This is a genomic window from Angustibacter luteus (assembly GCF_039541115.1).
Lineage (GTDB): Bacteria > Actinomycetota > Actinomycetes > Actinomycetales > Angustibacteraceae > Angustibacter > Angustibacter luteus.
In genome coordinates, this window is the sequence record NZ_BAABFP010000002.1 from 1,233,003 (window position 1) to 1,258,937 (window position 25,935).

Below are 25,935 nucleotides of genomic sequence, written 5' to 3' on the forward strand. Positions count from 1 at the left end.
GCGCTAGATGCGACCGCCCGCAGTGGACTCGCCGGACAGTCGCTGGCTGATGTAGATCGGCACGATCGACAGGATCACCAGCGCCGCGGCGACGACGTTGACCACGGGCGCCTGGTTCGGCCGGGACAGGTTCTGGAAGATCCAGATCGGCAGGGTCGTCACGCCGGGCGGCGCGGTGAACAGGGTCACCACGATCTCGTCGAAGCTGAGGCCGAAGGCGAGCAGCCCGCCGGCGAAGAACGCCCCACGCAGGTTCGGGAAGGTGATCCGGGCGAACGTCGTGAAGGTGTCCGCGCCGAGATCCATCGAGGCTTCCTCCAGTGAGGTGCCGAGGCGCCGCAACCGGGCGATGACGTTGTTGTAGATCACCACGATGCAGAACGTCGCGTGCGCGACCACGACCGACCAGATGGACAGCTCGACCTGCAGGATGGTGCGGAACGCCGTCCGCAGGGCCAGCGCCGTCACGATGCCGGGCAGCGCGATCGGCAGGATCACCAGCAGCGACAGGGTCTGCCGGCCGAAGAACGAGTAGCGGCTCAGCGCGAACGCCATCATCGCGCCGAGCACCATCGCGATGCCGGTCGCGATCAGGCCGATGCGGACCGACGTCCAGATGGCGTCCCGGACCCCGGGATTGCCCCACACGCTCGTCCACCAGTGCGTCGTGTAGCTCCTGGGCGGCCAGGCGAAGACGGTGCTGGCGTTGAACGAGTTGATGACCACCACGGCCAGCGGCACGTAGATGAAGGCCAGCCCGAGGGCCATGGCCAGCCGCAGCGCCCAGCGTCCCCGTCCCGAGAAGCTCACGACCGCCCCCTCACAGGTTGTCCAGCGCGCCGGAACGACGGATCACGGCCAGGTAGACCAGCATGATCGCGATCGGGATGAGCGCGATGGTCGCCGCGAACGGCAGGTTGGCCGCGTAGTTCTGGTAGACGATGTTGCCGAGCATCTGGACCTTGCCGCCGACGATCTGCGCCGTGATGTAGTCGCCCAGGCTCAGCGAGAACGTGAAGATGGTGCCCGCGATGATCGACGGGTAGACCAACGGCAGGACGACGCTGCGGAACGTCCGCCACGGACGGGCGCCCAGGTCGCCGGACGCGTCCAGCAACGAGTCCGGCAGCCGCTCGAGGCCGGCGAACACGGGCAGGATCATGTACGGCAGCCACAGGTAGGTCAGCGTCAGCACGATGGCGACCCGGCCGAAGCCGGGGCCGTCCAGCCCGAACGGCTGCAGCATCCACGCGATGACCCCCCGCCCGGGTTGCACCATCGCCTGCCAGGCGTAGACCTTGACCAGGTACGACGCCCACAGCGGCGTGATGACCAGGGCGAGCAGCAGGCCGCGGGAACGCCGCCGGGCGACCTTGGCCATGAAGAACGCCATCGGCAACCCGATCACGATGCACAGCACCGTGACCGACGCGGCGATCCCCACCGTCAGCAGCGTGGCGCGCAGGTAGGCGGGTTCGGTGAAGACGTCGACCAGGTTGGCCGTGGTGAACGTGCGGACGACGGCGTTGGTGAACTCGTCGACGCTGAAGAACGCGGTGGACAGCAGCGAGAACACGGCGGCGAAGTAGATGACCGCCATCCACGCCACGGGCGGCCCGACCAGACCGGCGAGCCGGGTGCGGTCGCTGCGGAACAGGTGCGCGGACAGCCGCCGCCGCACCGACCGGTGGGCCCGGTCGGTGCGGTCGACGTCGGTGATGCTGGCCACGCTTCCTCACTTCGTGCGGGTGGTTCGGTGGTGACGCCGGCGAGCCGTCAGCTGCGCAGGGTGCTCCAGGCCTTCGTCCACTCCGAGTAGGGGATGCACTTGGTGTCGGACCGCCCGTCCAGGCAGTCGGACTGCGGCGTCGCCCAGAACCAGATCTTCTTGAAGTACGGCTCGTCGTCCGCGTGGAACACCTTGCAGTGCCCGGCGTCCGCGGTCTCGGTGCACGCCTTCAGGTTGGCCGGCGCCTCACCGAACCACTCGGCCACCTGGGCCTGCACCGACGGGGTGGTGATGTGGTTCATCCACAGGTACGAGCAGTTCGGGTGCGGGGACTTGGCGTCGACCATCCAGGTGTCGGCCCAGCCCGTCGAGCCCTCCTTGGGCAGCGTCGCGTCGACCTTGGCCTTGTCGGCCTGGGCGAGGTTGACGATGATCTGCCACGAGGTGCCCAGCACGTACGTCCCGTTGGTGAACGCCTTCTGCGCATCGGTGTACGACGCCCAGTAGCCGGCCAGGATCGACTTCTGCTGGGTGGCCAGCTCGACGGCCGCGTCGAACTGCTTCTTGTCCAGCGCGTACGGGTTCTTGATGCCCAGCTCGGGCTTGGTGGCCATCAGGTACAGCGCCGCGTCCGCCAGGTAGGTCGGCGAGTCGTAGGCGCCGATCTTGCCCTTGTACGGCGAGTTCTGGTCCCAGACGACGCTCCACGAGTCGGGCGCCGGGGTCACCTTGTCGGTCCGCCAGGACAGCAGGTTGGCGCCCCAGCCGTGCGGGATGCCGTAGTCGACGCCGTCCACCGAGTTCCACTGCTGGCCCTTCTGGAACGGCGCGATGTCGGCCCAGTTGGTGAGCAGGGAGGTGTTGACCGGCGCGACCTTGCCCGCGTAGATCATCCGCAGCGAGGAGTCGCCCGAGGCCGAGACGACGTCGAAGTCGCCGGTGCCCATCTTCTCGAACATCTCGTCCGAGGTGTTGGCGACCTGCACGTTGGCCTTGCAGCCCGTCGCCTTCTCGAACGGCGTCACCCAGTCGACGCTCGGGTCGGTCGTGCCGTTCTCCGCGTACCCGGCCCAGGCCAGGATGTTGATCGCACCCTCACCGGCGCCCAGGGTCTGCAGGGCCTTCAGGCTCGGCGGCTTCGCCCGCGTCCCGCCGCTGCTGCTGCTGTCGCTGTCGCTGCCGCACCCGGCCACCGCGAGAGCGAGGACTGCCGCCACCGCCACGCCGGCCGTGAGTCGCTTCGTCGCCATCTGCTTGCTCCTTCTCAGTTCGTGCATCACGTGCGATCAGTCGAGCCGGAGCTCGTGCTCTCGACGCCAGACCAGCCGCGCCCGGGTGCCGCGCAGCGTGTCGACGTCCATCGACGACGTCCGCAGGTTCTGCTGCGTGACCGTCAGTCGTGCCCCCGCGTCCAGGTCCACCAGGAAGCGGGTCGCCGCGCCGGCGTAGACCACCTCGGCGATGGTGCCGTCGGCCGAGTGCTCGTCGGGGCCGGCGGACTCCGCCGCGCCAGCCAGCCGGATCTTCTCCGGCCGGACCGACCACAGCCCGTCCTTGCCCAGGATCGACTGCGCCGCAACGGGTCCGAGCAGGTTCGACGTCCCGACGAAGCCGGCCACGAACTCCGTGGCCGGGCGCTCGTAGATCTCCGCCGGGCTGCCGACCTGCTCGATCCGGCCGGCGTTGAACACCGCGATCCGGTCGGACATGGTCAGCGCCTCCTCCTGGTCGTGGGTGACGAAGACGAACGTCAGACCCACCTGGCGCTGGATGGCCTTGAGCTCGACCTGCATCTCCTCGCGGAGCTTGAGGTCGAGGGCACCGAGCGGCTCGTCCAGCAGCAGCACCTTCGGCCGGTTCACCAGGGCGCGGGCCAGGGCCACGCGCTGGCGCTGGCCGCCCGACAGCTGCGCGGGCTTGCGCTCGCCGTACTGGCCGAGCCGGACGCCGTCCAACGCCTCGCCTGCGCGCCGGCGCCGCTCGGCCTTGCCGACCCCCTTGACCCGGAGGCCGTACTCGACGTTCTGCAGCACGTTCATGTGCGGGAAGAGCGCGTAGTCCTGGAAGACCGTGTTGACGTTGCGCTCGAAGGGCGGGACCCGCGTGACGTCGCGGCCGGCCAGCTCGATCGACCCCTCGGTGGGCAGCTCGAAGCCCGAGATCATCCGCAGCACGGTCGTCTTGCCCGAGCCTGAGGGGCCGAGCAGGGTGAGGAACTCGCCGTCCACGATGTCGAGGTCCACGCCATCGACCGCGACGACCGCCGGGCGGCCGGGGAACTCCTTGCGCAGGCCGCGCAGACGCACCGCGAGGGCGGCGTCCGGGTGCTGCTGGGGGCTGGACACGGGCGAGAACCTATGACTTCATAGGTCAACGCGCAAGGGGTCCCGGGAACTCGACTCCGACCGGGACCGTTTCGTGACCGAACCCAGGCAGGAGGCGACGTGACCGCGACCGGCAGCACGCCGTCCACTTCCTCACGCATGTCCCCCCGCGCCCTGGCCGGCGTCTTCTCCCCGCTCGAGCCGAGCGGACGCGCCGAGGCGGTCACCCGGCGCCTGTCCGATGCCATCGCGCTCGGCCTGTTGCCCGACACCCAGCAGCTGCCCAGTGAGACCGACCTCGCCGACCGGCTCGGCGTCTCCACCGTCACCGTTCGCGAGGCGCTCACCGCGCTGCGCGAGCAGGGGCTGGTGCGCACCCGGCGCGGGCGGGGCGGAGGCTCCTTCGTCTGCGCCCCGGACGACGCCGCCACCTCCGTACTGCGGGCCCGGCTGCGCGGCTTTGGGCTGGGCGAGCTGCGCGACCTCGCCGACCACTACGCCGCGATCAGCGGGGCGTGCGCCAGGCTCGCCGCGGACCGCGCGGACGAGCAGGACCTGGCCCGGCTCGAGGCGGCCACCGAGCGACTGGCCGGCGCGGCGGACGCCGGGGCGCGGCGACGGGCCGAGGGCCAGTACCACCTCGAGCTCGCGGCCGGCGCGCAGTCCCCGCGACTGACCCGCGAGGAGATCGCCCTGCAGAGCGCGGTGGGTCCGGTGCTCTGGCTGCCCTACTCGCAGGACGCGACGATGCATGCCGCCTGCGAGGTGCACCGGCGCCTGCACCAGGCCGTCGCGGCGGGCGACGGGGCCGCAGCAAGGGCCGCCGCCGAGGACCACGTCGCACAGATGTTCACCGCGGTTCGCGATCTTCACCGCGAGGTCAGCCGCGGGTGACGCATCATGGACTCATGACCGGACCCTCCCGCGTCGCGACGCCGCTGGTCGCCGTGGACGTCGTCGCCGCGGTCGACACGGTCGGCGGGCAGGTGCACGGGCTGCTCGACGGGCTGCGCAGCCAGGTGGCCTCGCGGTTCGACGGCCGCCGACGTCCGACGCAGTCCGAGCTGGGCATCGACGACCTCGCCGCGGCCATGCTGCGGCTGCCCGACCTGCCGCTGGCCGGCGCGGGCTTCGTCGCCGCGCAGGACGCGCTGGCCGACGTCCCGTACTGGTTGCAGTGGTGGACGACCGACCCGGACGCCGCGCAGCCCGTCGTCCAGCGGCTCCAGGTGCAGACCGACCCGGCCGCCGAGGACTTCCGCGACTACACCGGCCTCGCCTGGTTCACCGGACCGCGGGACACCGGCGAGCCGTGCCTGACCGGCCCGTACGTGGACTACCTGTGCACCGACGAGTACACGCTGACGTTCACCCAGCCCGTCGAGACCGCGGTAGGACTGGTCGGCGTCGTCGGCGCCGACCTGTACGTGCGCGCGCTCGAGGCGCGGGTGCTGCCCGCGCTGGCCCGGCTCGACAGCCCGGCGGCCCTGGTGAACGCCACCGGGCGGGTCGTCACCGCGTCCGGCACCGGCTGGGTCACCGGCGACCTGGTCCGCGACGTGCCCGTCAGCCGCTGGATGCGCGAGGGCACGGACGGCGACGACGCGTGGGAGCTGCACCGCTGCACCACCGTGCCGCTCGCCGTCCTGCAGGCCACCCCCCCCCTGACCTGCGACCCTGACCCCGCAGATGTTCCGCTATCCGGGGCCATCCGCGGGCCATAACCCCCGATAGCGGGACATCTGCGGGAGCGGCGCGGTGAAGGTTGTGGGTCAGGTGAGGGGGAGGACGTCGGCCAGGTCGGCGCGATCGCCGCTGGCCAGGACGCGGGCGGTGGCCCGCGCGTCCGCCCAGGACAGCCTGCCGGTGGCCAGCGCGAGCCAGGTCTCGGCGTCCGTCTCGACGACGTTCGGCGGGGTGCCGCGAGTGTGCCGCGGACCGGCCAGGCACTGGGTGACCCCGAACGGCGGGACGCGGACCTCGACGGTGTGCCCGGGCGCCCGGGCGGCCAGCTCCTCGAGCGTGTACCGGACGGCGGTCGCCACCGTCGGGCGGTCGACGTCACCGCCGTCGATGGCGCCGTCGAGCCACCGCCGGACGGCGGCCGCGCCGTCGAGCGGGTCGATGCGTCGTCGGGTGGCCATCCCCCGATGCTCGCACCCGCCGCCGACGACCGGAACGGTCCCGGCAGGATGGGGCCCATGACGGCGCGCTTCGACGAGGTCACCGCGGTGACCCGCACCTCCCGCGAGCCCGACGGCGAGCCTGACGGGGAGCCCGGTCGGCTGGAGGCGACGATCGACCCGCAGTGGTCCATCGCCGGCCGGACGAACGGCGGGTACGTGCTGGCACTGATGGGACGGGCGGCGGTGCTCGGGGTGGCCGCCGAGCGCGAGGCCGCCGGGCGGCCGCCGCTACCGCATCCGATCGCCGCGAGCGCGACGTACCTGTCCCCCGTCCCGGTCGGCCGCGTGCTGCTGGACGTCACGGTGCTCCGGGCCGGCCGCACGCAGTCGGCGACCCGGGTCACGCTGCGGACGCCGGACGGCGAGCTGCGGGCCGAGGCGCTGGTGACCTGCGCCGAGCTGGCCACCGACTCCGAGCCGGTGCACGACGGCGTGCTGCCCGCCACCTTGCCGCCCATCGAGGGGTGCTTCCGGCTGCCCGTCGAGGGCCCGGGCTTCCAGGTGCCGATCATGGAGGTGCTGGACGAACGGCTGGACCCGGCCTGCCTGGGATGGGCGCAGGGCAAGCCGTCCGGGGTGGGCGAGCTGCGCGGCTACCTCAGCTTCGCGGACGGTCGCGCGATGGACCCGCTCGGCCTGCTGCTGGCGGTCGACTCGCTGCCGCCCGCCACGTTCGACGTCGGCCTGACCGGCTGGGTGCCGACGATGCAGCTGTCTGCCTGGGTGCGCGCCGTGCCCGCGCCCGGGCCGGTCGTCGTCCGCCAGCACGCCCGGTTGATCGAGGGGTCGCTGTTCGACGAGACCTGCGACATCTGGGACTCGCGCGGCCGGCTGGTCGCCACCGGGCACCAGCTGGCCGGGATCCGGGTGCCGCGGGCCTGAGCGTCCGCCCAGCGAAACGGTTGGCGCGGGCGGGAACACCTGCGAGAGCCTGGATCTTGCACCTGGTGGACGACGTCGTCCGACCGCTTGGAAACCCCTGCCCGTCCCCGCCCCGTTGAGGGCCGCCCCGCCATGTCCTTGTTCGAGGAGCTCTCGCCGTGACGACCGCCTGCCCACCCGACACCACGACCGCACCCGCGGTCGCCGCGCCGACCTCCCGCGTCGGCCGGCTCGGGGTGCCGATCGGGCTCGTCGTGGTGCTCGGCGCCCTGCAGGGCATCGGCCCGCTCTCGCTGGACACCTACCTCCCCGCGCTGCCCGACATCGCGCACGACCTGTCCGCCTCGACGTCGGCGACGCAGCTCACGCTGACCGCGACGCTGGCCGGGCTGGCCGTGGGACAGCTGTTCTTCGGGCCGATGAGCGACCGGCTCGGACGTCGTCGTCCGCTCATCGTGGGTCTCGCGGTCTACGTGGTGGCGTCGCTGCTGTGCGCGGTCGCGCCGAACATCGGCCTGCTGATCGCCGGCCGCACGCTGCAGGGCTTCACGGCCGCGGCCGGGATGGTCAGCGCGATGGCGATCGCCCGGGACGTCTCGAACGGCGCCGCGATGGCCCGACTGTTCGCGGCGCTGATGCTGGTGACCGGGGCGGCGCCGGTCATCGCTCCCGTGCTCGGTGGCCAGCTGCTGCTGGTCACGTCCTGGCGCGGCATCTTCGGGCTGCTGGCCGTGGCGGGCGTGCTGCTGCTGCTCACCGCGACGTTCCGGGTGCCTGAGACGCTGCCGGTCGAGCGGCGCCGGGTGGGCGGCTTCGGCGAGACCGTGTCCACGTTCCGCCGGTTGGTGCGCGACCCGGGGTTCCGGACCCCGCTGCTGGCGATGGTGCTGTCCTGCGCGGGTCTGTTCGGTTACCTGGCCGGCTCGCCGTTCCTGCTGCAGGACGTGCACGGGCTCTCGGCGCAGGCCTACAGCGCGCTGTTCGCGGTCAACACCATCGGCCTGACCGGGCTCAGCCAGCTCAGCGGACGGATCGTGCACCGCACGGGTCCGCGGGTGCTGCTGCTGGCCGGGACGTCGATCTGTGCCGTCGGCGGCCTGGGGCTGCTGGCCGCCACCCTGGCCGGTGCCGGGCTGCTGGCCATCGTGCCCGCGCTCTTCCTCGTGGTCTCGGGGATGGGCTTCGTCTTCCCCAACGCCACCGCGCTCGCCCTCGCCGACCACGGCGACACGGCGGGTTCGGCGTCCGCGCTGCTCGGGACCGGTCAGTTCCTGGCCGGCGCGGTGGCCGCGCCGCTGGTCGGGCTCGGCCCGGACGCCTCGCTCACGATGGCCGTGGTGATCGCCGTCGTGACCGTGGCTTCCGTCGGCGCCGCGCTGTCCGGCAGCCGGCGCCGCGAGCTCGCGCTGGCCTGAAGGGCTGGCACGGGTTCTCGTCGCGGGTTCTAGTCGCGGGTCCAGCCGGGCCCGGTGGGGACGGGCGAGCCCACCTTGGTCGCCTCGGCGGCGCCGCGGGCCGCGGTGTCGGCACCCTCGTTCAGGACGTGGCCGACGTGCGCCTTGGTCCAGACCAGCTCGGTGGCGCTGCGGGTGGCCAGCAGCTCGACGACCGGCTTGATCAGGTCGACGTTCTTCACGTCCTGGCGGTCCTTGGTCTTCCAGCCGTTGCGCGCCCAGCCGCGGCACCAGGTGGTCGTGCACTGCAGCGCGTACTGGCTGTCCAGGAAGATCGTGACCCGGTCGTCCGGCCGGTGCGCGGTGGCCCGCAAGAACCGCAGCAGGGCCATCAGCTCCATCCGGTTGTTCGTGTCCACCCCGCCCTCGGGTGACCCGGCCGCCCAGCAGTCCGGCCCCAGGTACCAGCCCCAGCCGGCGAACCCGGGGTTCGACCCGACGGCCGAGCCGTCCACCGCGACCTCGTACTGCTGGACGTCGGTGGCGGGCTCGCGCTGCTGGATCGGCTGGGGGGCAGGCTCGAGAGGGGCCTCGACGGTTGGCTCGAGGTCGAACAGCGAGAACTGCTCGGGCATCCGGGTCAGTTCTCGAAGACGGCGGGCAGGGTGGCCTCGTGCGCGGTCTGCAGCTCGTCCAGCGGCAGCACGAACTGACCCTGGACGTCGAGGGCCTGGCTCTCGTCGTCCACCACCCCGATACGCAGGTGCGCGACGCCGCGGGCGGTGCACATGTCGGTGAACCGCACCTCCTCCGAACGCGGCACGGACACGATCACCCGCGCCGTGGACTCGCTGAACAGCGCCACGAACGGGTCGATGCCGTCGCGCTCGCACAGCTCGTCCAGCCAGACCCGGGCACCGACGCCGTACCGCAGGCAGCCCTCGGCCAGCGCGATCGCCAGGCCGCCGTCGGACAGGTCGTGCGCGGCGTCCACCATGCCGTCCCGCGAGGCGGCGACCAGGATCTCGCCGAGCACCTGCTCGGCGGCCAGGTCGACGGTCGGCGGCAGCCCACCGAGGTGGCCGTGCACGACGTCCGCCCAGGACGACCCCCCGAACTCGTCGCGGGTGGACCCGACCAGGTAGATGACCTGGCCCGGCTCGCGCCAGCCGGACGGCGTCCGCCGCGCGACGTCGTCCAGCACCCCGAGGACGCCCACGACCGGGGTCGGGTGGATCGCGACGTCCCCGGTCTGGTTGTAGAGGCTGACGTTGCCGCCGGTGACCGGGACGCCGAGCTCCTGGCAGCCGTCGGCCAGGCCGGTGACGGCCTGGGCGAACTGCCACATCACGCCCGGGTCCTCTGGTGAGCCGAAGTTCAGGCAGTCGGTGACGGCCAGCGGGACGGCGCCAGAGGTCGCCACGTTGCGGTAGGCCTCGGCCAGCGCCAGCTGGGCCCCCGAGTACGGGTCGAGCGCGGCGAAGCGGGCGTTGCAGTCGGTCGAGATCGCGACGCCGAGACCGGACTCCTCGTCCACCCGGACCACGCCCGCGTCGTCCGGCATCGCCAGGGCGGTGTTGCCCATGACGTACCGGTCGTACTGGTCGGTGACCCAGGCGCGGCTGCTGAGGTTCGGTGAGGACGCCAGCTGCAGCAGGGTCGCGCGCAGCTCGTCCCCGGACGCCGGGCGGGCCAGCCGCTCGGGGGTCGGGACGTCGGCCTGCAGGGCGTCCAGGGTCGCCGGCCGCGCGTACGGGCGCTCGTAGACCGGTCCGTCGTGCGCCACCGTGCGCGGCGGCACGTCGACGACGGTCTCCCCGTGCCAGTCGATGACCAGCCGGCCCGTCGTGGTCACCTCGCCGACCACGGTGGCCTCGACGTCCCAGCGGTTCGTGATGGCCATGAACTCGTCCAGGTGGGCGGGCGTGACGACCGCCATCATCCGCTCCTGCGACTCGCTCATCAGGATCTCTTCGGGCGCCAACGTGTTGTCCCGCAACGGGACCCGGTCCAGCCAGACCTGCATGCCGCCGTCACCGTTGCTGGCCAGCTCGCTGGTCGCGCAGGACAGCCCGGCACCGCCGAGGTCCTGGATGCCCTCGACCACGCGGGCCGCGAACAGGTCCAGGCAGCACTCGATGAGCACCTTCTCGGCGAACGGGTCGCCGACCTGCACAGCCGGGCGCTTGCTGGGCCCGGTGGAGTCGAACGTCTCGGAGGCCAGCACCGAGACCCCGCCGATGCCGTCGCCGCCGGTCTTGGCGCCGAACAGGATGACCAGGTTGCCCGCGCCGGAGGCGTTCGCGAGGTGGATGTCCTCGTGCCGCATCGACCCGACGCACAGGGCGTTGACCAGCGGGTTGCCCTGGTAGCAGGGGTCGAAGACGACCTCGCCGCCGATGTTCGGCAGCCCCAGGCAGTTGCCGTAACCCCCCACTCCCGCAACGATTCCGGGGACGACGCGGTGGGTGTCCGGGTGGTCGATCGCGCCGAACCGCAACGGGTCCATCACCGCGATCGGGCGCGCGCCCATGCTCATGATGTCGCGCACGATGCCGCCGACCCCGGTCGCCGCGCCCTGGTACGGCTCGACGTACGAGGGGTGGTTGTGGCTCTCCACCTTGAACGTGACGGCCCAGCCGTCGCCGATGTCGACGACGCCGGCGTTCTCGCCGATGCCGACCATCAGCTTCTCGCGCATGGCATCCGTGGTCTTGTCGCCGAACTGGCGCAGGTGCACCTTGCTCGACTTGTAGGAGCAGTGCTCGCTCCACATGACGCTGTACATCGCCAGCTCGGACGACGTCGGACGGCGGTCCAGGATCTCCCGGATCCGCTGGTACTCATCGGGTTTGAGACCGAGCTCGGCCCAGGGCTGCTCGACGTCCGGGCTGGTCAGCGCCGCCGTCACCGTGTCGACGCTCACGCGCGCACCAGCCCCTCCAACGTCGCCACGGCAGAGGTGAAGAAGCCCAGACCGTCCAGCCCGGCGGTGCCGCTGCGCGGGTCGGGGCCGTAGCCGGGCTCCGTCGCGTGCTCGGGGTGCGGCATCAGGCCGACGACGTTGCCGGCGGCGTTGGAGATGCCCGCGATCGCCCGGTAGGAGCCGTTCGGGTTGTCGCCCAGGTAGCGGGCGACCACGCGGCCCTCCCCCTCGAGCTCGTCGAGGGTGCGGTCGTCGGCGACGAACCCCCCCTCACCGTTCTTCAGCGGGACGACGATCTGCTGGCCGCGCTGGTAGGCGCTCGTCCAGGCCGTGTCGACCCGCTCGATGGCCAGCGCCTGGTCGCGGCACACGAACTTGCGGTGGTCGTTGCGGACCAGCGCGCCGGGCAGCAGGTGCGCCTCGCAGAGCACCTGGAAGCCGTTGCAGATGCCGAGCACGGGCAGCCCGCCGCGGGCGGCGTCCACCAGGGGCTCCATCACCGGGGCGAACCGGGCGATCGCGCCGCAGCGCAGGTAGTCGCCGTAGCTGAAGCCACCCGGGATGACGATCGCGTCGACACCGTGCAGGTCCGCGTCGCCGTGCCACAGCGAGACCGATTCGGCGCCGGCCAGCCGGGCCGCCCGGGCGGCGTCCTTGTCGTCGAGGGAGCCAGGGAAGGTGACGACCCCGATCCGCATCAGGCCACCGCGCCCGAGGCGTCCGGGTCGTCGTCGTGGTGGTCGGCCGAGTGGTGCTCGTCGGCGGCCGCCACCCGGACGACGTCCTCGATCACCGGGTTCGACAGCAGCGTGGCGGCGGCCTCGCGGGCGGCGGCGAGCACCTCGGGGGTGACCTCGCCGTCCACCTCGAGCTCGAACCGCTTGCCCTGGCGGACGGATGTGAACCCCGTGAAGCCCAGCCGCGGCAGGGCGCCGGCGACGGCCTGGCCCTGCGGGTCGAGGATCTCGGGCTTGAGCATGACGTCGACGACGACGCGTCCCATGCAGGCGCTCCAGATGACGGCGGCCTTGCGGCCGGGCGAGCAGCGGTCCGCTCAGCGTACCGACCGCCGGGCCCTCCCCCCGCCACCGGGCCTCCGAGTGGCGCGGGGGCACCCAGCAACGAACCTCTTGGAGCAGGGGCACCCAGTGACGTGCCGCGAATGGAGCAGGGTGCCCCCGCGGCGAAGGCGGGCGGGCCGGGTCAGCGGAGGCGATCGGTGAGCAGGGCCTGCTCGGCGACGTTGCCGGTCGCGGCGAGCGCCAGCCGGTCGGCGGCCCGCGCCTCGTCGAGCCGGCCGAGGTCGCGCAGCAGCTGGGCGCGGGTGGCGTGCAGCAGGTGGAACCGGCGCAGCGGGCGGGCCAGTGCGTCCACCTCGGCGAGCGCCACGTCCGGCCCCTCGACCCTCGCCGTCGCGACCGCCCGGTTGAGCCGCACCACGGGGGACGGGTCGTGCCGCAGCAGCAGGTCGTACAGGGTGAGGATCTGCAACCAGTCGGTCTCGTCCCAGGTCTTGGCCTCGCAGTGGCAGGCGGCGATCGCCGCCTGCAGCTGGTAGCGCCCCGGACGACGCATCGCCGCCGCCCGCTCCAGCAGCTCGATCGCCGCGGCCACCTCGCCGTGGCGCCACAGCGACCGGTCCTGGTCGGCCAGCAGCACCAGGCGACCACCGTCGAACCGGGCGGCAGCCCGCGCCTGGTGCAGCCGGAGCAGCACGAGCAGGCCCAGGGCCTCGGGCTCGTCGGGCAGCGCGGTGGCGATCACGCCGGCGAGCCAGGTCGCGTCCTCGGCCAGGTCGCGGCGGGTCGGGTCGGGGCCGCCGGTGGCCAGGTACGCCTCGTTGTAGGCGGTGGCGACGACGGTGAGCACCACGTCCAGGCGCTCGGGCAGCTCACCGACCGAGGGCACCCGCAGCGGGATCGCCGCCGCACCGATCTTGCGCTTGGCCCGGCTGATCCGCTGCGCGACGGTGGCCTCGGGTTCGAAGGTGGCCCGGGCGATCTCAGCGGTCGTCAGGCCCAGGACGGCGCGCAGGGTCAGCACGAGGCGGGACGCCGGAGCCAGCGCCGGGTGGCAGCAGCCGAAGAGCAGTGCCAGCCGCTCGTCGTCCCCGGGCACGACCCCGTCCACCGGCTCCGCCTGCACCGCGCGCGACCCGGCCGCCCACTCCCCCAGGGACGGCAGCCGGGCCCGCAGCCGGGCGTCGCGGCGGAGCCGGTCCAGCGCGTTGCGACGGGCCGCGGTGTGCAGCCAGGCCGCCGGACGGTCCGGGATCCCGTCCCGCCGCCACGCGGTCAGCGCCTCCGCGACGGCGTCGGCCACCGCCTCCTCGGCGACGTCCAGGTCACCGAGGCTGCGGTGCAGCAGGCCGACCAGGCGCCCGGACTCGGCCCGGACGACGGTCTCCAGCGCCAGGTCGGCGCCGACGTCCGCCATGACCTACATGTCGCCCGAGTGGTCGACGATCGGCCGGACCTCCACGCTGATCCCGGGCAGCACCAGGTACGGCCAGGTCCGGGCGATGGCGATCGCGGCGTCCAGGTCCTCGACGTCCAGGATGGAGAACCCGCCGACGACCTCCTTGGCCTCGGAGAACGGTCCGTCCACGACGACCGGCTCCCCGCCGTCCCGGCCGGCCTTGACGGTGGTGGCGGTGGTGACGGGCTGGAGCTCGGCGCCGCCGTCCGCGAAGGACGGACCGTACTTGTCGAACCAGGTGTAGACCTCGCCGTAGATCGCCTCGAGGCGCTCGGCGGGGACGTCGGCGAGCTGGGCCGGCTCTGACGTGAACATGATGACGTACTTCATGGTTTCCTCCTCGGTCGAAGACTGACACCCCCATGACGAACAGGACCAGCCCTTCTCGACACCCGTCGCCAAGAACATCGCCCGCACGGCAGACTCGGCGGGGGCCCGACCCACCTGGCCCGTCCGGACAACGGAGGCGACATGACGTCCACGACCAGCTGGACCACCCCGGGGACCGCGCAGGCGGCGTCGCTCGACGGTCGGTCGTTCACCTTCTCGATGCCCTCGGACGCGGAGCTGATCAGCGGCGACCTCGTCGTGCTGGCCACCGTGGACGAGCGCCGACTGTGCGGTCAGCTGCACGACAAGCGGCTGGGCGCCCCGGGCGAGGCCGTCGGCACGGGTGCCGTGCTGGGCACGATCGAGGACGACGTCCTGCGGGGCGGGGTGATCGAGCCGTTCGCGAGCGCGACCATCTCCGGAGCGCCGGCCCCCCTGTGGGAAGCGGTGCAGCGCGGGGCGGGGGCGACCATGCCCGTCGGGTCGGCGCGGGCGGGCCACGCGTACCTGCGCCCGGCCGGCGTCAACCGGCACACGTTCCTCTGCGGCCAGAGCGGCTCGGGCAAGTCCTACGCGCTCGGCGTGCTGCTCGAGCAGATCATCCTGGACACCGAGCTGCCGCTGGTGATCCTCGATCCCAACGCGGACTTCGTCCGGCTCGGCGAGCCCACGGAGCAGGCCCCGCCGGAGGTGGTCGACCGGTTGGCCGACACCCGGTTCGACGTGCTCACGGCCCGCACCGATGCCGCCGCCACCGACCGCCTGTGCATCCGGTTCGACGAGCTCAGCACCCAGGCGAAGGCGGCCGTGCTGCGGCTGGACCCGCTGGCCGACCGGGAGGAGTACAACGCGCTGCTCGATGCGGCCGAGCAGCTGCACACCCGGCGCGGCACGGACGTCGTCGCGGACCTCCTGGCCTCCGCCGAGCCCGGCGCGATCCTGCTGGCCGAGCGGATGAAGAACCTCGGCGTGCTGACCTGGGAGGTCTGGGCCTTCGAGGGCACCACGCTGACCGACCGGCTGGCCGACCAGGCCCGGGTGACCGTCCTCGACCTCGGCGGCTTCGAGCTCGCCGAGGAGCGGCTGGTGGTCGCCCTGGAGCTGCTGGACAACCTGTGGGAGAACCGGTCCAGCCGCCAGCCGACGCTCATCGTGATCGACGAGGCGCACAACGTGTGCCCCGCCGAGCCGGTCACCCAGCTGGAGCGGGCGACGTCCGAGCGACTCGTGCAGATCGCCAACGAGGGCCGCAAGTACGGGCTGTGGCTGCTGCTGTGCACGCAGCGGCCGTCCAGGATCAACCCGGCGGTGCTGTCCCAGTGCGACAACCTGGCGCTGATGCGGATGAACTCGCGGGCCGACCTCGCCCAGCTGCAGGAGACGTTCGGCTTCGTGCCGGCCGAGATGCTCGCGGCGGCGCCGTTCTTCCGGCAGGGCGAGTGCCTGATGGCCGGCGGGTTCACGCCGGTGCCCACGTTCGTCCAGATCGGCGGGCGTCGCACGCACCAGGGCGGCTCCGACGTCCCGGTGCCGTTGCGCGGCTGACCGTGCCAGGCTGGGACCCATGCGACTGACCCATCTCGGACACTCCTGCCTGCTCGTCGAGGTCGACGGCGCCCGCCTGCTGGTCGACCCCGGCGCCTTCAGCCAGGGCTTCGAGGAGCTCGGCGGCCTCGACGCGGTCCTGATCACCCACCAGCACGCCGACCACGTGGACGTCGAGCGGCTGCCCGCGCTGCTCGAGGCCAACGACGGCGCGCTGCTGGTCGCCGAGCCGGAGACGGCGGCCGAGCTGCGCCAGGCCGGGATCGAGGCGCAGCCGCTGCACGCCGGGGACGAGCTCGAGATCGCCGGCGTGCCGGTGCGCGGGGCCGGTGGGCGGCACGCGGTGATCCACCCGGACGTGCCGCGGGTCGGCAACGTCGGGCTGCTCATCGGCACCTCGCGGGCGGACGGTGGGCAGGGCCTGCTCCTGCACCCCGGCGACGCGTACGACGTCGTGCCAGCGGACGTCGACGTGCTCGCGCTGCCGCTGAATGCGCCCTGGGCGAAGGTGTCCGAGACGATCGACTACCTGCGCGCCGTCGCGCCGGCTGTCGCTGTGCCGATCCACGACGCGCTGGTCCAGCCGATGGCCCGCGCCATGTACCTGGGGCACTGCACCCGGCTCGCCCCGGAGTCGACGTCCGTCACCGACTGGAGCGGCGGCCAGCCCCTCGACGTCCCCTGACCCGACCTCCCGCCGCACCCCCACCGGAAAGCCCGCTATTCGGGGTTATGGGCGCCGGATGACCCCGGATAGCCCGCTAAGTGCGGTGGGCGTTCAGTGCGGGAAGTCGGTGCCGGTGAGGCGGCGGTAGGCCTCCAGGTAGGCCTCGCGGGTCCGGGCGACGACCCCGTCGGGCAGCGCCGGCGGCGGGAGGTCGGAACCGCGGTCCCAGCCGGACGCCGGGGAGGTCAGCCAGTCCCGCACGCCCTGCTTGTCGAACGAGGGCTGCGAGCCGCCGGGCGACCACAGCTCGAGCGGCCAGAACCGCGACGAGTCCGGGGTGAGCACCTCGTCGGCGAGCACCACGGCGCCCGCGGCGTCGACGCCGAACTCGAGCTTGGTGTCCGCCAGGACGACGCCCCGCTCGCGCGCGATGCCCTCGGCCCGGGCGTAGACGGCCAGCGTCAGGTCACGCAGCGTCGCGGCCACCTCGGCGCCCACCGTGTCCGCGACCCGCTCGAAGGTGACGTTCTCGTCGTGCTCGCCCAGCTCGGCCTTGGTCGCCGGGGTGAAGATCGGCTCCGGCAGGGGCGACCCGTCGACCAGCCCCGCCGGCAGCGGCACGCCGCAGACCGCCTGACCCGCGCGGTACTCGACCAGGCCGGAGCCGGTGAGGTAGCCGCGCGCCACGCACTCCACCGGGTACATCGTCAGCTTCTGGGCCAGCACCGCGCGACCCTCGACCTCGGCCGGCACCGGACCGTCGACCAGGTGGTTCGGCACCAGGTCGGCGAGCTGGTCGAACCACCACGACGACATGGCGGTGAGGATCTTGCCCTTGTCGGGGATGGTCGAGGACAGCACGTGGTCGTAGGCCGAGATGCGGTCGCTGGCGACGACGAGCAGGTGCCCGGCCTCGTCGTCCGGCTCGTAGAGGTCGCGGACCTTGCCCGAGTAGATGTGCCGGTAGCCCGGCAGCGGTGGCGCCACGGGGATGTTGGCGATCACGCGCGGACCTCCTGAGCGAGGGCGGCCGCGGCCGCGATGTCGGTGCGGTGCTGCCCACCGTCCAGCTCGACCCGACCCAGCGCGTCGTACGCGACGGCGCGGGCGTCGTCCAGGGTCGTCCCCACCCCGACGACCGACAGCACCCGTCCCCCGGACGAGACGACGTCGTCGCCGCGCCGCGCCGTGCCGGCGTGCAGGACGGACGCCCCCGGTACGGCCGCCGCCGCGTCGAGCCCCTGCAACACCCCGCCCGTCGTCGGCGCGACCGGGTAGCCGGGGCTGGCCAGGACGACGGTCACGGCCGCCTGGTCGGACCAGCGCAGCGGCGGGTGGTCGGCGAGCGTGCCGGTGGCGGCCGCACGCAGCAGCGCGCCGAGCGGGGACTCGAGCCGAGCCAGCACCACCTGCGTCTCCGGGTCACCGAAGCGGGCGTTGAACTCCACCACCCGCGGGCCGCGCGAGGTCATCGCGAGGCCCACGTAGAGCAGTCCGGCGAACGGGGTACCGCGGCGGGCCATGGCGTCGACCGTCGGCTGCGCGACCCGCGCCAGGACGTCCTCGACCAGGGTCGGCTCGGCCCAGGGCAACGGGGTGTACGCCCCCATCCCGCCGGTGTTCGGGCCGGCGTCGCCGTCCAGCAGGCGCTTGAAGTCCTGGGCGGGTTCGAGCGGGACGACGCTCACGCCGTCCGTGACGCAGAACAGCGACACCTCGGGGCCGTCCAGGAACTCCTCGACCACGACCTGGGCCACCTGGCCGGCGGCGGCGCCGTGCGCCAGGCAGGCCCGGGCGTGCGCGAGCGCCTCCGCCCGGTCGTCGGTGACCACGACGCCCTTGCCGGCGGCGAGGCCGTCGTCCTTGACGACGTGCGGGGCACCGAGGGCGTCCAGCGCCTGCTCGACCTCGGCGTCGGTCCGGCAGACGTGCGCCAGCGCGGTCGGCACGTCGGCCTCGGCCATGACGTCCTTGGCGAATGCCTTGCTGCCTTCCAGCTGGGCCGCCGGGCCGGTCGGGCCGAAGCAGTCGATGCCGGCGGCCCGGACCGCGTCGGCGACCCCGGCCACGAGCGGAGCCTCGGGCCCGACGACGACCAGGTCGGCCCCCCAGGTGGTGGCCAGCGCGGCCACGGCCGGGCCGTCCATCGGGTCGACGGCGAGCAGCTCAGCCTGGTCGGCCATGCCCGGGTTGCCCGGGGCCGCGGCGATGGCGGAGACCTCCGGATCGCGGGCCAGCGCCTGCACCAGGGCGTGCTCGCGGGCGCCGGTTCCGAGGACGAGGACCTTCATGGGCCGCGAGCCTATCCAGGCCCGGGCAGCACGAAGCCCCCGGGAGGCAGGGGGGTTTCTCACGGGGGCCTCGTCCGAGGCAGGACCGTCATTGGGGGGGTGGTGACGGTGCCGTTCTCGGCGCCGGCGAACCGGCTGGACGGAAGATTGTCAGATCAACCGCCTGCGCGCTACCCCCTGGGGACAATTATCCGATGTCCGAATTCGTCCCACTACGGACGGTGATCAACTTCGACTATGAGAGCGTGCTCACGACCTCGGTCAGCGCGTCGTCGAGCAAGTCGAGGCCAAGGCGCGCCTCACCCTCCGTCACAGTGCACGGCGGCACCACGTGCAGCCGGTTCATGTTCACGAACGGCAGCAGGCCACGCTTCTTGCACGCCCCGACCAGCGCGTTCATGGGCGCCGCCGCGGCCCCCGACGCGTTGTACGGCACCAGCGGCTCGCGCGTCGCACGGTCCTTCACCAGCTCGAGCGCCCAGAACACGCCCAGACCGCGGACCTCACCGATCACCTCGTGCTTGCCCTGGAGCTCGGCCAACCGCGGTCCGATGACCTCGGCGCCGATCCGGGCGGCGTTCTCGATGATCCCCTCGTCCGTCATGGCGGTGATCGTGGCCACCGCGGCCGCACAGGCCAACGGGTGCCCCGAGTAGGTCAGCCCACCGGGGTACGGGCGCTCGCGGAACGTCTCGTAGACGGGGCCGTTGATCAGCACGCCGCCGAGCGGCACGTAGCCGGAGTTGACCCCCTTGGCGAACGTGATGAGGTCCGGCGCCAGCGTCCCGCCGCCGGTCGCCTGGAAGTGTTCGACGCTGAACCAGGCACCGCTGCGCCCGAAGCCGGCCATCACCTCGTCGGCGATCCACAGGATGCCGTAGCGGTCGCAGATCTCCCGGACGCCGGCCAGGTAGCCCGGCGGCGGCACCATGATCCCGGCGGTGCCGGGGATGGTCTCCAGCACGATCGCCGCGATGGTCGCCGGGCCCTCCATCTGGACGACGGCCTCGAGGTGCTCGAGCGCGCGGGCGCACTCCTCGTCGTCCGTGCTGGCGTGGAAGGCCGACCGGTACGTGTACGGGCCGAAGAAGTGCACGACGCCCTCGGCGCCGGTGTCGTTCGGCCAGCGGCGCGGGTCGCCCGTCATGTGGATCGCCGCCTGGGTGTGCCCGTGGTAGCTGCGGTAGCGGGTGAGCACCTTGCGGCGGCCGGTGTGCAGGCGAGCCATCCGGACGGCGTTCTCGATGGCCTCCGCGCCGCCGTTGGTGAAGAACACGTGGTTCAGGTCGTCGCCCGGGGCGCGCTCGACGATCAGCCGCGCGGCCTCGCTGCGGGCGGCGTTCGCGTGCTGCGGCGCGACCGTGCAGATCTTCGCCGCCTGCTCCTGGATGCCGCGCACGACCGCCGGGTGCTGGTGGCCGATGTTCGTGTTGACGAGCTGGCTGCTGAAGTCCAGCAGCGGGCGGCCGCTGCCGTCCCAGATCCAGCTGCCCTGGGCGCCGGTGATCACCATCGGGTCCAGCGCGCCCTGGGCGGACCAGGAGTGGAACACGTGCGCGCGGTCCAGGTCGTGGGTGCGCTGGGCGCCGTCCAGGTCGAGGGGCGGGGCGGCGGGCGCGAGGGACTCCACGGTCACGGTGCTCATGACGGCCAGCCTAGGTCGGCCACGCCGTCCCGTGTCGAACACTGTGTACGCCGATCGCGCCCGGCCCCTTCCACCCCGTCACCCACGGTTCCGCCGCTCAGGCCGGTTTCCGCCGTCCAACCCGGTTTCCGGACGTCGAAACCGGCCTGAGCGTCGGAAAGGGGCCTGGATGGCGGAAGCCGGGGGAGGGTGTGGGGCGGGTCAGCGGAAGGCGTCGATGCCCGTCAGGGCCTGGCCGACGACGAGGGTGTGCACCTCGGACGTGCCCTCGTACGTGAGCACGGACTCCAGGTTGTTGGCGTGCCGCAGCACCGGGTACTCCAGCGAGATGCCGTTCGCGCCCAGGATGGTGCGGCACTCGCGGGCGATCTTGATGGCCTCACGCACGTTGTTGAGCTTCGCGACGCTCACCATCTGCGGCGTCGCGGTGCCGGCCTCCTTGGCGCGGCCTAGGTGGTGCGCGAGCAGGAACGCCTTGTCCAGCTCGAGCGCCATGTTCGCCAGCTTCTCCTGGGTGAGCTGGAAGCCCGCGATGGGCTTGCCGAACTGCACGCGGTTCACCGCGTAGTCGATCGCCGTCTCGAGGCAGTCGCGAGCCGACCCGATGACCCCCCAGACGATGCCGAAGCGGGCCTCGGTCAGGCACGACAGCGGACCGCGCAGGCCCTTGACGCCGGGCAGCACCGCCGAGCCCGGCAGCCGCACGCCGTCCAGCACCAGCTCGCTGGTCACGGACGCCCGCATCGAGAGCTTGTGCTTGATCAGCGGGGCGCTGAACCCCGGCGCATCCGTCGGGACGACGAAACCGCGCACCCCGTCATCCGTGCTCGCCCAGACAATGGCCACGTCGGCGACCGAGCCGTTGGTGATCCACATCTTGGCGCCGTCCAGCACCCAGTCGTCGCCGTCCCGCTTCGCGCGGGTGCGCATGTTGCCGGGGTCGCTGCCGTGGTCCGGCTCGGTCAGGCCGAAGCAGCCGATCGCCTCGCCCGCAGCCATCCGGGGCAGCCACTCCTGCTTCTGCTCCTCGCTGCCGTAGGCGTGGATCGCGAACATGGCCAGGCTGCCCTGCACCGACACCATCGACCTGATCCCGGAGTCAGCAGCCTCGATCTCCATCGCGGCCACGCCGTAGGACGTCGCGTTCAGCCCGGCGCAGCCGTAGCCCTCGAGGTGCATGCCCAGCACGCCGAGCTTGCCGAACTCCAGGGCGAGCTCGCGGGCCGGCAGCGTGCCCGCCTCGAACCACTCGGCCACGTGCGGGCTGACGTGCTCGGCGACCATCGCCCGGACGGACGACTGGATGTCGCGCTCGTCGTCGGTGAGCAGGTCGGACAGCTTCAGCAGCTCCAGCGGTGCGATGCGTGCGCTCATGGCGGACATGCTCGCACGAGGAGCATGATCGGCTCATGTCGCAACCTGTCACCCGACCTCCCGCCAGGTACGACGACCTGTCGGCGGTGTTCCTCAACTGCACCCTCACCCGGTCCCCGGGTCTCTCGCACACCCAGACGCTGATGAACCTGTCCGTCGAGCTGATGCGGTCCGTCGGCGTCGCCGTCACGAACGTGCGGGCCGTCGACCACGACATCGCGCCCGGCGTGCAGCCCGACATGACCGAGCACGGCTTCGACCGCGACGACTGGCCGGCCATCCAACGCCAGGTGATGGACGCCGACATCCTCGTGATCGGGACGCCGATCTGGTTGGGAGAGAAGTCATCCGTGGCCACGAGGGTCGTCGAGCGGCTCTACTCCTTCTCCGGTGAGCTCACCCCGGACGGCCAGTACGCCTACTACGGCCGGGTCGGCGGCGTCCTGGTCACCGGCAACGAGGACGGCGTGAAGCACTGCGCCATGAACCTGCTGTACTCGTTGCAGCACCTGGGTTTCGTCATCCCACCGCAGGCCGACGCCGGCTGGATCGGTGAGGTCGGACCGGGCGCCAGCTACGGCGATCCGAGCGAGGACGGCGGACCGCCGATCGGGTTCGACAACGACTTCACCAACCGCAACACCACGTTCATGACGTGGAACCTGCTGCACCTGGCGCGGATCCTGAAGGACGCCGGCGGGATCCCGGCGTACGGCAACCAGCGGCCCCAGTGGTTCGAGGGCGAGCGGTTCGGCTTCGCCAATCCTGAGTACCGCTAGTCGCGCGGCTTGCGCGGCGGACGGCCTGCCGAACGGACCCCACCCGGGGCGTCCCGGTCGCGCCGCGCGGTCACCTTGCGGCCCTTGATCCTGGTGGCGCGCAACGCCTCCAGCACCTCGTCTGCCGCCGACGCCGGTACCTCGACCAGCGAGAACCGCTCGGTGATCTCGATCGAGCCGACGTCGCGTCCGGTCAGCCGGGACTCGCCGGCGATCGCACCGACGAGGTCCGCGGGACGGATGCCGGCCGCCCGGCCCAGCGAGATGTAGAGCCGGGCCCGACCCTCGCCGGGTGCACTGCGACCGCGTGGGCCGCTGGAGCCCGCGCCGCCGGACGCGCCGGCGGCGCCCGCTCGGCCCGCCGGCCGACGTCCGGCATCGCCCGCTGGGACGCTTGCCTCCGGGATCTCGGGCTCGTCATCGTCCGAGCCGCCCGAGGTCGCCTCGTGGGCCAGCTTCACCGCGGCGAGCGCGACCTGCATGACGTCGAAGTCGTCGGTCAGCGTCTCGACGACGACCCGGAACCGGTCGAGGTCGTCCTCCAGGAGGCTCTCGTAGAGCGCGGCGCGGGTGAGCTCGAGGCGGCGGGCCCGCAGGTCCGCGGTCGTGGGCACCTTCTCCATCGAGATCTTCTGGCGGGTGGCTCGCTCGATGGTCTTGAGCATGCGGTGCTCGCGCGGCTCGGCCAGCGTGATCGCCACCCCCTCGCGACCGCCACGCCCGACCCGGCCGATCCGGTGCACGTACGACTCGGCGGCCGCGGGCACCTCGTAGTTGACGACGTGCGTGAGGTGGTCGATGTCCAGGCCGCGCGCGGCGACGTCCGTGGCGACCAGCAGGTCCGCGGTCTGCGCGCGCAGCCGACCCATCACCCGGTCGCGCTGCTCCTGGTTCATCCCGCCGTGCAGCGCCTCGGCCCGGTAGCCGCGCCCGTTCAGGGTCTCGGTGAGCTCGTCGACCTGCTCGCGGGTGCGGCAGAACACGATCGCCGCGGTCGGGGACTCGACGTCCAGCACCCGCCCGAGAGCGGCCGCCTTGTGCGCCCGCGCCACGACGTACGCGGTCTGCCGGACCAGCGCCTGCCCGGACGACGGCACCGCCCGCTCGATCTCGATCCGCACCGGCTCGCGCAGGTGCCGGCGGGCGATGCCGTTGATCCGGCTCGGCATCGTGGCGGAGAAGAGCACGGTCTGACGGGCCTCGGGGGTCGCGGCGAGGATCGTCTCGAGGTCCTCCGCGAAGCCCATGTCGAGCATCTCGTCCGCCTCGTCCAGCACCACGACGGCGATCGAGGTGAGGTCGAGCGTGCCGCGGTTGATGTGGTCGATGGCGCGGCCGGGGGTGGCGACGACGACGTCCACGCCCCGCTCCAGCTCGCGCAGCTGACGGCCGATCGGCTGGCCGCCGTAGATCGGCAGCACCCGTGCGCCGAGGCCGCGGCCGTAGCGGTGCAACGCCTCCGAGACCTGCATGCAGAGCTCGCGGGTCGGCACCAGCACCATCGCGCTCGGCGCCTTGCCGCGGTCGCCGGAGCGCAGCTGCTGCAGGATCGGCAGCGCGAACGCGGCGGTCTTGCCGGTGCCGGTCGCGGCCTGGCCGAGCAGGTCGTGGCCATCGACGAGCTTGGGGATCGCTGCCCACTGGATCGGCGTCGGCTCCTCATAGCCCAGGGCGGCGAGCGCGTCCAGCAGCTCTGGGCGCAGGCCGAGGTCCGCGAACGTGCGCGCCGGCTCAGGGGGCGCGCCCGCGCTGGACTCGGTGCCGTCGTCCGCCGGACCGTCCGTGCTCTCGTCGTCGCTCACCCGACCATCGTCGCGCATGGCGGAGCCGAGGGGCACCCGGCCGGGTCCCGCACTGGGGGACCTCTCGAGGGTTGCTGCCGCTTCTCGAGGGTCCTTCGCCTCGAGAAGCGGGTCTGCACCCACTGAACGTGATCAACGTCGTCAGGGGAGGCGGGCGAGCAGGCCGTCGCGGACGTCGGGCCACTCGTCCCGCAGGATGGAGAAGACGACGGTGTCGCGGAACGTCCCGTCCGCGCGGCGCTTGTGCCGTCGCAGCACCCCCTCGCGGGTCGCGCCGAGCTTGGCGATGGCGGCCTGCGAGCGGGTGTTGATCACGTCCGTCTGCAGCTTGACCCGGCCGAGCCGGCAGTCGTCGAACGCGTGCCCCAGCAGCAACAGCTTGCACTCGGGGTTCACCGCCGTGGCCCACCAGCGCGGGCCGTACCCGGTCCAGCCGATGTGCGCCTTCTCGTCCCCCACCACGACGTCGCCGAGGGACGTCGTCCCGACGACGGTGCCCGCTGCACCGAGGTCACCGTCCGCGACGAGCCGGACGGTGTACGCCACCCGGTACGAGGGGTGCCCCGGCCGGAGCTCGCGGTCGCGCACCGCCGACGCGGTCGTCGCCTGCATGCCGTCCGCGTCGGCGGGACGACCGGCAGGCCCACCGCCGTACCCCGCGGCGTACACCCGTTCGTCGTCCAGGGCCTCGAACAAGGCAGGTGCGTCGCCGGCCACCATCGGGTCGAGCCGGACGACGCGCCCGACCAGCGGCCGGGCGTCGGGAGCGGTGGCACTCATGGCCACACGCTAGGGCCCGGCTACGACGCGCGTTGCCGCGGGAGGTCCAGCACGTGGACGACGGGGGGCGGTTCGACCGGGGCGACCGGCTGCGGGTCTCGTTGTGCCGCAGCGAGCACCTCGGCCGGCGGGCACGCGCCGTAGTACTTGGCGAGGTCGGCCGGCGTGATGTGCACCGGGTCGCGGTCGAAGAGCGTGCCGGTGCGTTCCATCGCCCTGGCCACGAACCCGCTGCAGATGTACCGGCCGTCCACGAAGAACGTCAGCTTCGAGCCGGTCAGCATCGTCAGCGCCAGGCTCGCCAGGGTCACGAACCCGTACTTGGCGCGGCGCTGCACGACCCACTCGGCGAAGGCCAGCACCTGCCGGACGTCATGCGCGCTGGCGTGGGTGCGGACCACGACGTAGTCGCGCTCCCGGTACTTCGACGCGTGGCTGCGGACCACCCCGCTGCCGAGCGCCTCGACCAGGTCGCCGTCCACCGAGACGACCAGCGCCGCGTGGTTGAACCAGGCATAGCGCCGGTCCTCACCGTGGATGCGCAGCCGCTCGCCGAACCGGATCATCCGGCTGACCGGCCCGTGCCCACGGGTGAGCAGGAAGTCCCCCGGCGCCCAGCGCTGCGGCTCGACACCCTGCTCGAACGTGGCCGTGTGCACCGCGGTCGCCAGGTGGATCGGCGGCCGGTTCGGCGGCCGGATCGGCGGTGGGATCGGCGGTGGGATCGGCGGGACCGGCATGACGCTCTCCTCGGCAGGTCGGCCAGGGTCACCTGAACCGAGCCGTGCCAGGGGTGCGCTGAT

General features: G+C 72.7%; 25 protein-coding genes. 7 read left to right on the forward strand and 18 right to left on the reverse strand.

Annotated features, from left to right (window positions below; all coding sequences use genetic code 11):
- Window positions 1–3: 3 nt before the first annotated feature.
- From ABEB17_RS06020 to ABEB17_RS06035, 4 genes are read right to left on the reverse strand one after another with little or no spacing between them, the layout of a single operon-like run.
- Window positions 4–810 (reverse strand): ABC transporter permease, encoded by an 807-nt coding sequence (locus ABEB17_RS06020; RefSeq protein ID WP_378227036.1) that lies wholly within the window; start codon window positions 808–810, stop codon window positions 4–6.
- A 10-nt stretch (window positions 811–820) separates the two neighbouring features.
- Complete coding sequence (locus tag ABEB17_RS06025; RefSeq protein WP_345715686.1) at window positions 821–1,729, reverse strand: ABC transporter permease; 909 nt, start codon at window positions 1,727–1,729, stop codon at window positions 821–823.
- A gap of 47 nt (window positions 1,730–1,776) precedes the next feature.
- The gene (locus ABEB17_RS06030) at window positions 1,777–2,979 is read right to left on the reverse strand and encodes an extracellular solute-binding protein (RefSeq protein WP_345715687.1); all 1,203 of its coding nucleotides are present in this window, start codon (window positions 2,977–2,979) and stop codon (window positions 1,777–1,779) included.
- 36 nt (window positions 2,980–3,015) lie between these two features.
- Complete coding sequence (locus ABEB17_RS06035) at window positions 3,016–4,074, reverse strand: ABC transporter ATP-binding protein (protein WP_345715688.1); 1,059 nt, start codon at window positions 4,072–4,074, stop codon at window positions 3,016–3,018.
- 138 nt (window positions 4,075–4,212) lie between these two features.
- On the opposite strand from ABEB17_RS06035, the gene ABEB17_RS06040 reads away from it, so the two are divergent.
- Together ABEB17_RS06040 and ABEB17_RS06045 are read left to right on the forward strand one after the other, a co-directional pair.
- Window positions 4,213–4,947: a FadR/GntR family transcriptional regulator gene (locus tag ABEB17_RS06040; protein WP_345715689.1), complete on the forward strand. Its 735-nt coding sequence runs from the start codon at window positions 4,213–4,215 to the stop codon at window positions 4,945–4,947.
- A 14-nt stretch (window positions 4,948–4,961) separates the two neighbouring features.
- The gene (locus ABEB17_RS06045) at window positions 4,962–5,777 is read left to right on the forward strand and encodes a cache domain-containing protein (protein ID WP_345715690.1); all 816 of its coding nucleotides are present in this window, start codon (window positions 4,962–4,964) and stop codon (window positions 5,775–5,777) included.
- 48 nt (window positions 5,778–5,825) lie between these two features.
- Here ABEB17_RS06045 and ABEB17_RS06050 read toward each other — a convergent pair whose 3' ends face one another.
- Window positions 5,826–6,197, reverse strand: a complete 372-nt coding sequence (locus tag ABEB17_RS06050; RefSeq protein ID WP_345715691.1) for a sterol carrier family protein — start codon at window positions 6,195–6,197, stop codon at window positions 5,826–5,828.
- A gap of 57 nt (window positions 6,198–6,254) precedes the next feature.
- Here ABEB17_RS06050 and ABEB17_RS06055 point away from each other — a divergent pair, with 57 nt between their 5' ends.
- Together ABEB17_RS06055 and ABEB17_RS06060 are read left to right on the forward strand one after the other, a co-directional pair.
- Entirely contained in the window at window positions 6,255–7,121 is an 867-nt protein-coding gene (locus ABEB17_RS06055; RefSeq protein WP_345715693.1) for a thioesterase family protein, read from the forward strand.
- A 158-nt stretch (window positions 7,122–7,279) separates the two neighbouring features.
- Entirely contained in the window at window positions 7,280–8,536 is a 1,257-nt protein-coding gene (locus ABEB17_RS06060; RefSeq protein ID WP_345715694.1) for a multidrug effflux MFS transporter, read from the forward strand.
- 29 nt (window positions 8,537–8,565) lie between these two features.
- Here the strand turns inward: ABEB17_RS06060 and ABEB17_RS06065 are convergent, their stop codons facing one another.
- The 6 genes from ABEB17_RS06065 to ABEB17_RS06090 all read right to left on the reverse strand — a co-directional run bounded on the left by ABEB17_RS06065 (window position 8,566) and on the right by ABEB17_RS06090 (window position 14,249).
- Complete coding sequence (locus ABEB17_RS06065; RefSeq protein ID WP_345715695.1) at window positions 8,566–9,150, reverse strand: ribonuclease H family protein; 585 nt, start codon at window positions 9,148–9,150, stop codon at window positions 8,566–8,568.
- Window positions 9,151–9,155: 5 nt separating this feature from the next.
- Entirely contained in the window at window positions 9,156–11,441 is a 2,286-nt protein-coding gene (gene purL / locus ABEB17_RS06070) for a phosphoribosylformylglycinamidine synthase subunit PurL (RefSeq protein WP_345715696.1), read from the reverse strand.
- A complete protein-coding gene (gene purQ / locus ABEB17_RS06075) occupies window positions 11,438–12,139 on the reverse strand; it encodes a phosphoribosylformylglycinamidine synthase subunit PurQ (protein ID WP_345715698.1) in 702 nt (233 codons plus the stop codon). The genes purL and purQ overlap by 4 nt, the downstream gene beginning before the upstream one ends.
- Window positions 12,139–12,444 carry a phosphoribosylformylglycinamidine synthase subunit PurS gene (gene purS / locus ABEB17_RS06080; protein WP_345715699.1) on the reverse strand — a complete coding sequence of 102 codons (306 nt, stop codon included), beginning with the start codon at window positions 12,442–12,444 and terminating at the stop codon, window positions 12,139–12,141. The genes purQ and purS overlap by 1 nt, the downstream gene beginning before the upstream one ends.
- Before the next feature lie 200 nt (window positions 12,445–12,644).
- Window positions 12,645–13,877, reverse strand: a complete 1,233-nt coding sequence (locus ABEB17_RS06085) for an RNA polymerase sigma factor (RefSeq protein WP_345715700.1) — start codon at window positions 13,875–13,877, stop codon at window positions 12,645–12,647.
- A 3-nt stretch (window positions 13,878–13,880) separates the two neighbouring features.
- Window positions 13,881–14,249 carry a YciI family protein gene (locus ABEB17_RS06090; protein WP_345715701.1) on the reverse strand — a complete coding sequence of 123 codons (369 nt, stop codon included), beginning with the start codon at window positions 14,247–14,249 and terminating at the stop codon, window positions 13,881–13,883.
- Between the two features lie 141 nt (window positions 14,250–14,390).
- Between ABEB17_RS06090 and ABEB17_RS06095 the strand changes: the two genes are divergently transcribed.
- Window positions 14,391–15,794, forward strand: a complete 1,404-nt coding sequence (locus ABEB17_RS06095; RefSeq protein ID WP_345715702.1) for an ATP-binding protein — start codon at window positions 14,391–14,393, stop codon at window positions 15,792–15,794.
- Window positions 15,795–15,813: 19 nt separating this feature from the next.
- Entirely contained in the window at window positions 15,814–16,479 is a 666-nt protein-coding gene (locus ABEB17_RS06100; protein WP_345715703.1) for an MBL fold metallo-hydrolase, read from the forward strand.
- A gap of 93 nt (window positions 16,480–16,572) precedes the next feature.
- Here ABEB17_RS06100 and ABEB17_RS06105 read toward each other — a convergent pair whose 3' ends face one another.
- The 4 genes from ABEB17_RS06105 to ABEB17_RS06120 all read right to left on the reverse strand — a co-directional run bounded on the left by ABEB17_RS06105 (window position 16,573) and on the right by ABEB17_RS06120 (window position 21,771).
- Window positions 16,573–17,466 (reverse strand): phosphoribosylaminoimidazolesuccinocarboxamide synthase, encoded by an 894-nt coding sequence (locus ABEB17_RS06105; protein WP_345715704.1) that lies wholly within the window; start codon window positions 17,464–17,466, stop codon window positions 16,573–16,575.
- Window positions 17,463–18,752 carry a phosphoribosylamine--glycine ligase gene (gene purD, locus ABEB17_RS06110; protein ID WP_345715705.1) on the reverse strand — a complete coding sequence of 430 codons (1,290 nt, stop codon included), beginning with the start codon at window positions 18,750–18,752 and terminating at the stop codon, window positions 17,463–17,465. Before purD ends, ABEB17_RS06105 begins: the two co-directional genes overlap by 4 nt.
- 235 nt (window positions 18,753–18,987) lie before the next feature.
- Complete coding sequence (locus tag ABEB17_RS06115; protein WP_345715706.1) at window positions 18,988–20,397, reverse strand: aspartate aminotransferase family protein; 1,410 nt, start codon at window positions 20,395–20,397, stop codon at window positions 18,988–18,990.
- Between the two features lie 201 nt (window positions 20,398–20,598).
- Window positions 20,599–21,771: an acyl-CoA dehydrogenase family protein gene (locus tag ABEB17_RS06120; RefSeq protein ID WP_345715707.1), complete on the reverse strand. Its 1,173-nt coding sequence runs from the start codon at window positions 21,769–21,771 to the stop codon at window positions 20,599–20,601.
- Between the two features lie 35 nt (window positions 21,772–21,806).
- On the opposite strand from ABEB17_RS06120, the gene ABEB17_RS06125 reads away from it, so the two are divergent.
- Window positions 21,807–22,550, forward strand: coding sequence for a flavodoxin family protein (locus tag ABEB17_RS06125; RefSeq protein WP_345715708.1), 744 nt, complete (start codon window positions 21,807–21,809; stop codon window positions 22,548–22,550).
- On the opposite strand, the gene ABEB17_RS06130 is transcribed toward ABEB17_RS06125, so the two are convergent.
- The 3 genes from ABEB17_RS06130 to ABEB17_RS06140 all read right to left on the reverse strand — a co-directional run bounded on the left by ABEB17_RS06130 (window position 22,547) and on the right by ABEB17_RS06140 (window position 25,872).
- Entirely contained in the window at window positions 22,547–24,370 is a 1,824-nt protein-coding gene (locus ABEB17_RS06130) for a DEAD/DEAH box helicase (RefSeq protein WP_345715709.1), read from the reverse strand. The two genes, ABEB17_RS06125 and ABEB17_RS06130, sit on opposite strands and share 4 nt — an antisense overlap.
- A 123-nt stretch (window positions 24,371–24,493) precedes the next feature.
- Entirely contained in the window at window positions 24,494–25,132 is a 639-nt protein-coding gene (locus ABEB17_RS06135; protein WP_345715710.1) for a GNAT family N-acetyltransferase, read from the reverse strand.
- Between the two features lie 20 nt (window positions 25,133–25,152).
- Window positions 25,153–25,872 (reverse strand): hypothetical protein, encoded by a 720-nt coding sequence (locus ABEB17_RS06140; protein ID WP_345715711.1) that lies wholly within the window; start codon window positions 25,870–25,872, stop codon window positions 25,153–25,155.
- Window positions 25,873–25,935: the final 63 nt, after the last annotated feature.

Coding starts and splice junctions, on each gene's coding strand:
- ABEB17_RS06100 (WP_345715703.1), top strand. CDS start 15,814: ATGCGACTGACCCATCTCGGACACTCCTGCCTGCTCGTCGAGGTCGAC.
- ABEB17_RS06095 (WP_345715702.1), top strand. CDS start 14,391: ATGACGTCCACGACCAGCTGGACCACCCCGGGGACCGCGCAGGCGGCG.
- purQ (WP_345715698.1), bottom strand. CDS start 12,139: ATGCGGATCGGGGTCGTCACCTTCCCTGGCTCCCTCGACGACAAGGAC.
- ABEB17_RS06055 (WP_345715693.1), top strand. CDS start 6,255: ATGACGGCGCGCTTCGACGAGGTCACCGCGGTGACCCGCACCTCCCGC.
- ABEB17_RS06130 (WP_345715709.1), bottom strand. CDS start 24,370: ATGCGCGACGATGGTCGGGTGAGCGACGACGAGAGCACGGACGGTCCG.
- ABEB17_RS06045 (WP_345715690.1), top strand. CDS start 4,962: ATGACCGGACCCTCCCGCGTCGCGACGCCGCTGGTCGCCGTGGACGTC.
- ABEB17_RS06115 (WP_345715706.1), bottom strand. CDS start 20,397: ATGAGCACCGTGACCGTGGAGTCCCTCGCGCCCGCCGCCCCGCCCCTC.
- ABEB17_RS06120 (WP_345715707.1), bottom strand. CDS start 21,771: ATGAGCGCACGCATCGCACCGCTGGAGCTGCTGAAGCTGTCCGACCTG.
- purD (WP_345715705.1), bottom strand. CDS start 18,752: ATGAAGGTCCTCGTCCTCGGAACCGGCGCCCGCGAGCACGCCCTGGTG.
- ABEB17_RS06140 (WP_345715711.1), bottom strand. CDS start 25,872: ATGCCGGTCCCGCCGATCCCACCGCCGATCCCACCGCCGATCCGGCCG.
- ABEB17_RS06065 (WP_345715695.1), bottom strand. CDS start 9,150: ATGCCCGAGCAGTTCTCGCTGTTCGACCTCGAGCCAACCGTCGAGGCC.
- ABEB17_RS06050 (WP_345715691.1), bottom strand. CDS start 6,197: ATGGCCACCCGACGACGCATCGACCCGCTCGACGGCGCGGCCGCCGTC.
- ABEB17_RS06090 (WP_345715701.1), bottom strand. CDS start 14,249: ATGAAGTACGTCATCATGTTCACGTCAGAGCCGGCCCAGCTCGCCGAC.
- purS (WP_345715699.1), bottom strand. CDS start 12,444: ATGGGACGCGTCGTCGTCGACGTCATGCTCAAGCCCGAGATCCTCGAC.
- ABEB17_RS06030 (WP_345715687.1), bottom strand. CDS start 2,979: ATGGCGACGAAGCGACTCACGGCCGGCGTGGCGGTGGCGGCAGTCCTC.
- ABEB17_RS06125 (WP_345715708.1), top strand. CDS start 21,807: ATGTCGCAACCTGTCACCCGACCTCCCGCCAGGTACGACGACCTGTCG.
- ABEB17_RS06135 (WP_345715710.1), bottom strand. CDS start 25,132: ATGAGTGCCACCGCTCCCGACGCCCGGCCGCTGGTCGGGCGCGTCGTC.
- ABEB17_RS06040 (WP_345715689.1), top strand. CDS start 4,213: ATGTCCCCCCGCGCCCTGGCCGGCGTCTTCTCCCCGCTCGAGCCGAGC.
- ABEB17_RS06085 (WP_345715700.1), bottom strand. CDS start 13,877: ATGGCGGACGTCGGCGCCGACCTGGCGCTGGAGACCGTCGTCCGGGCC.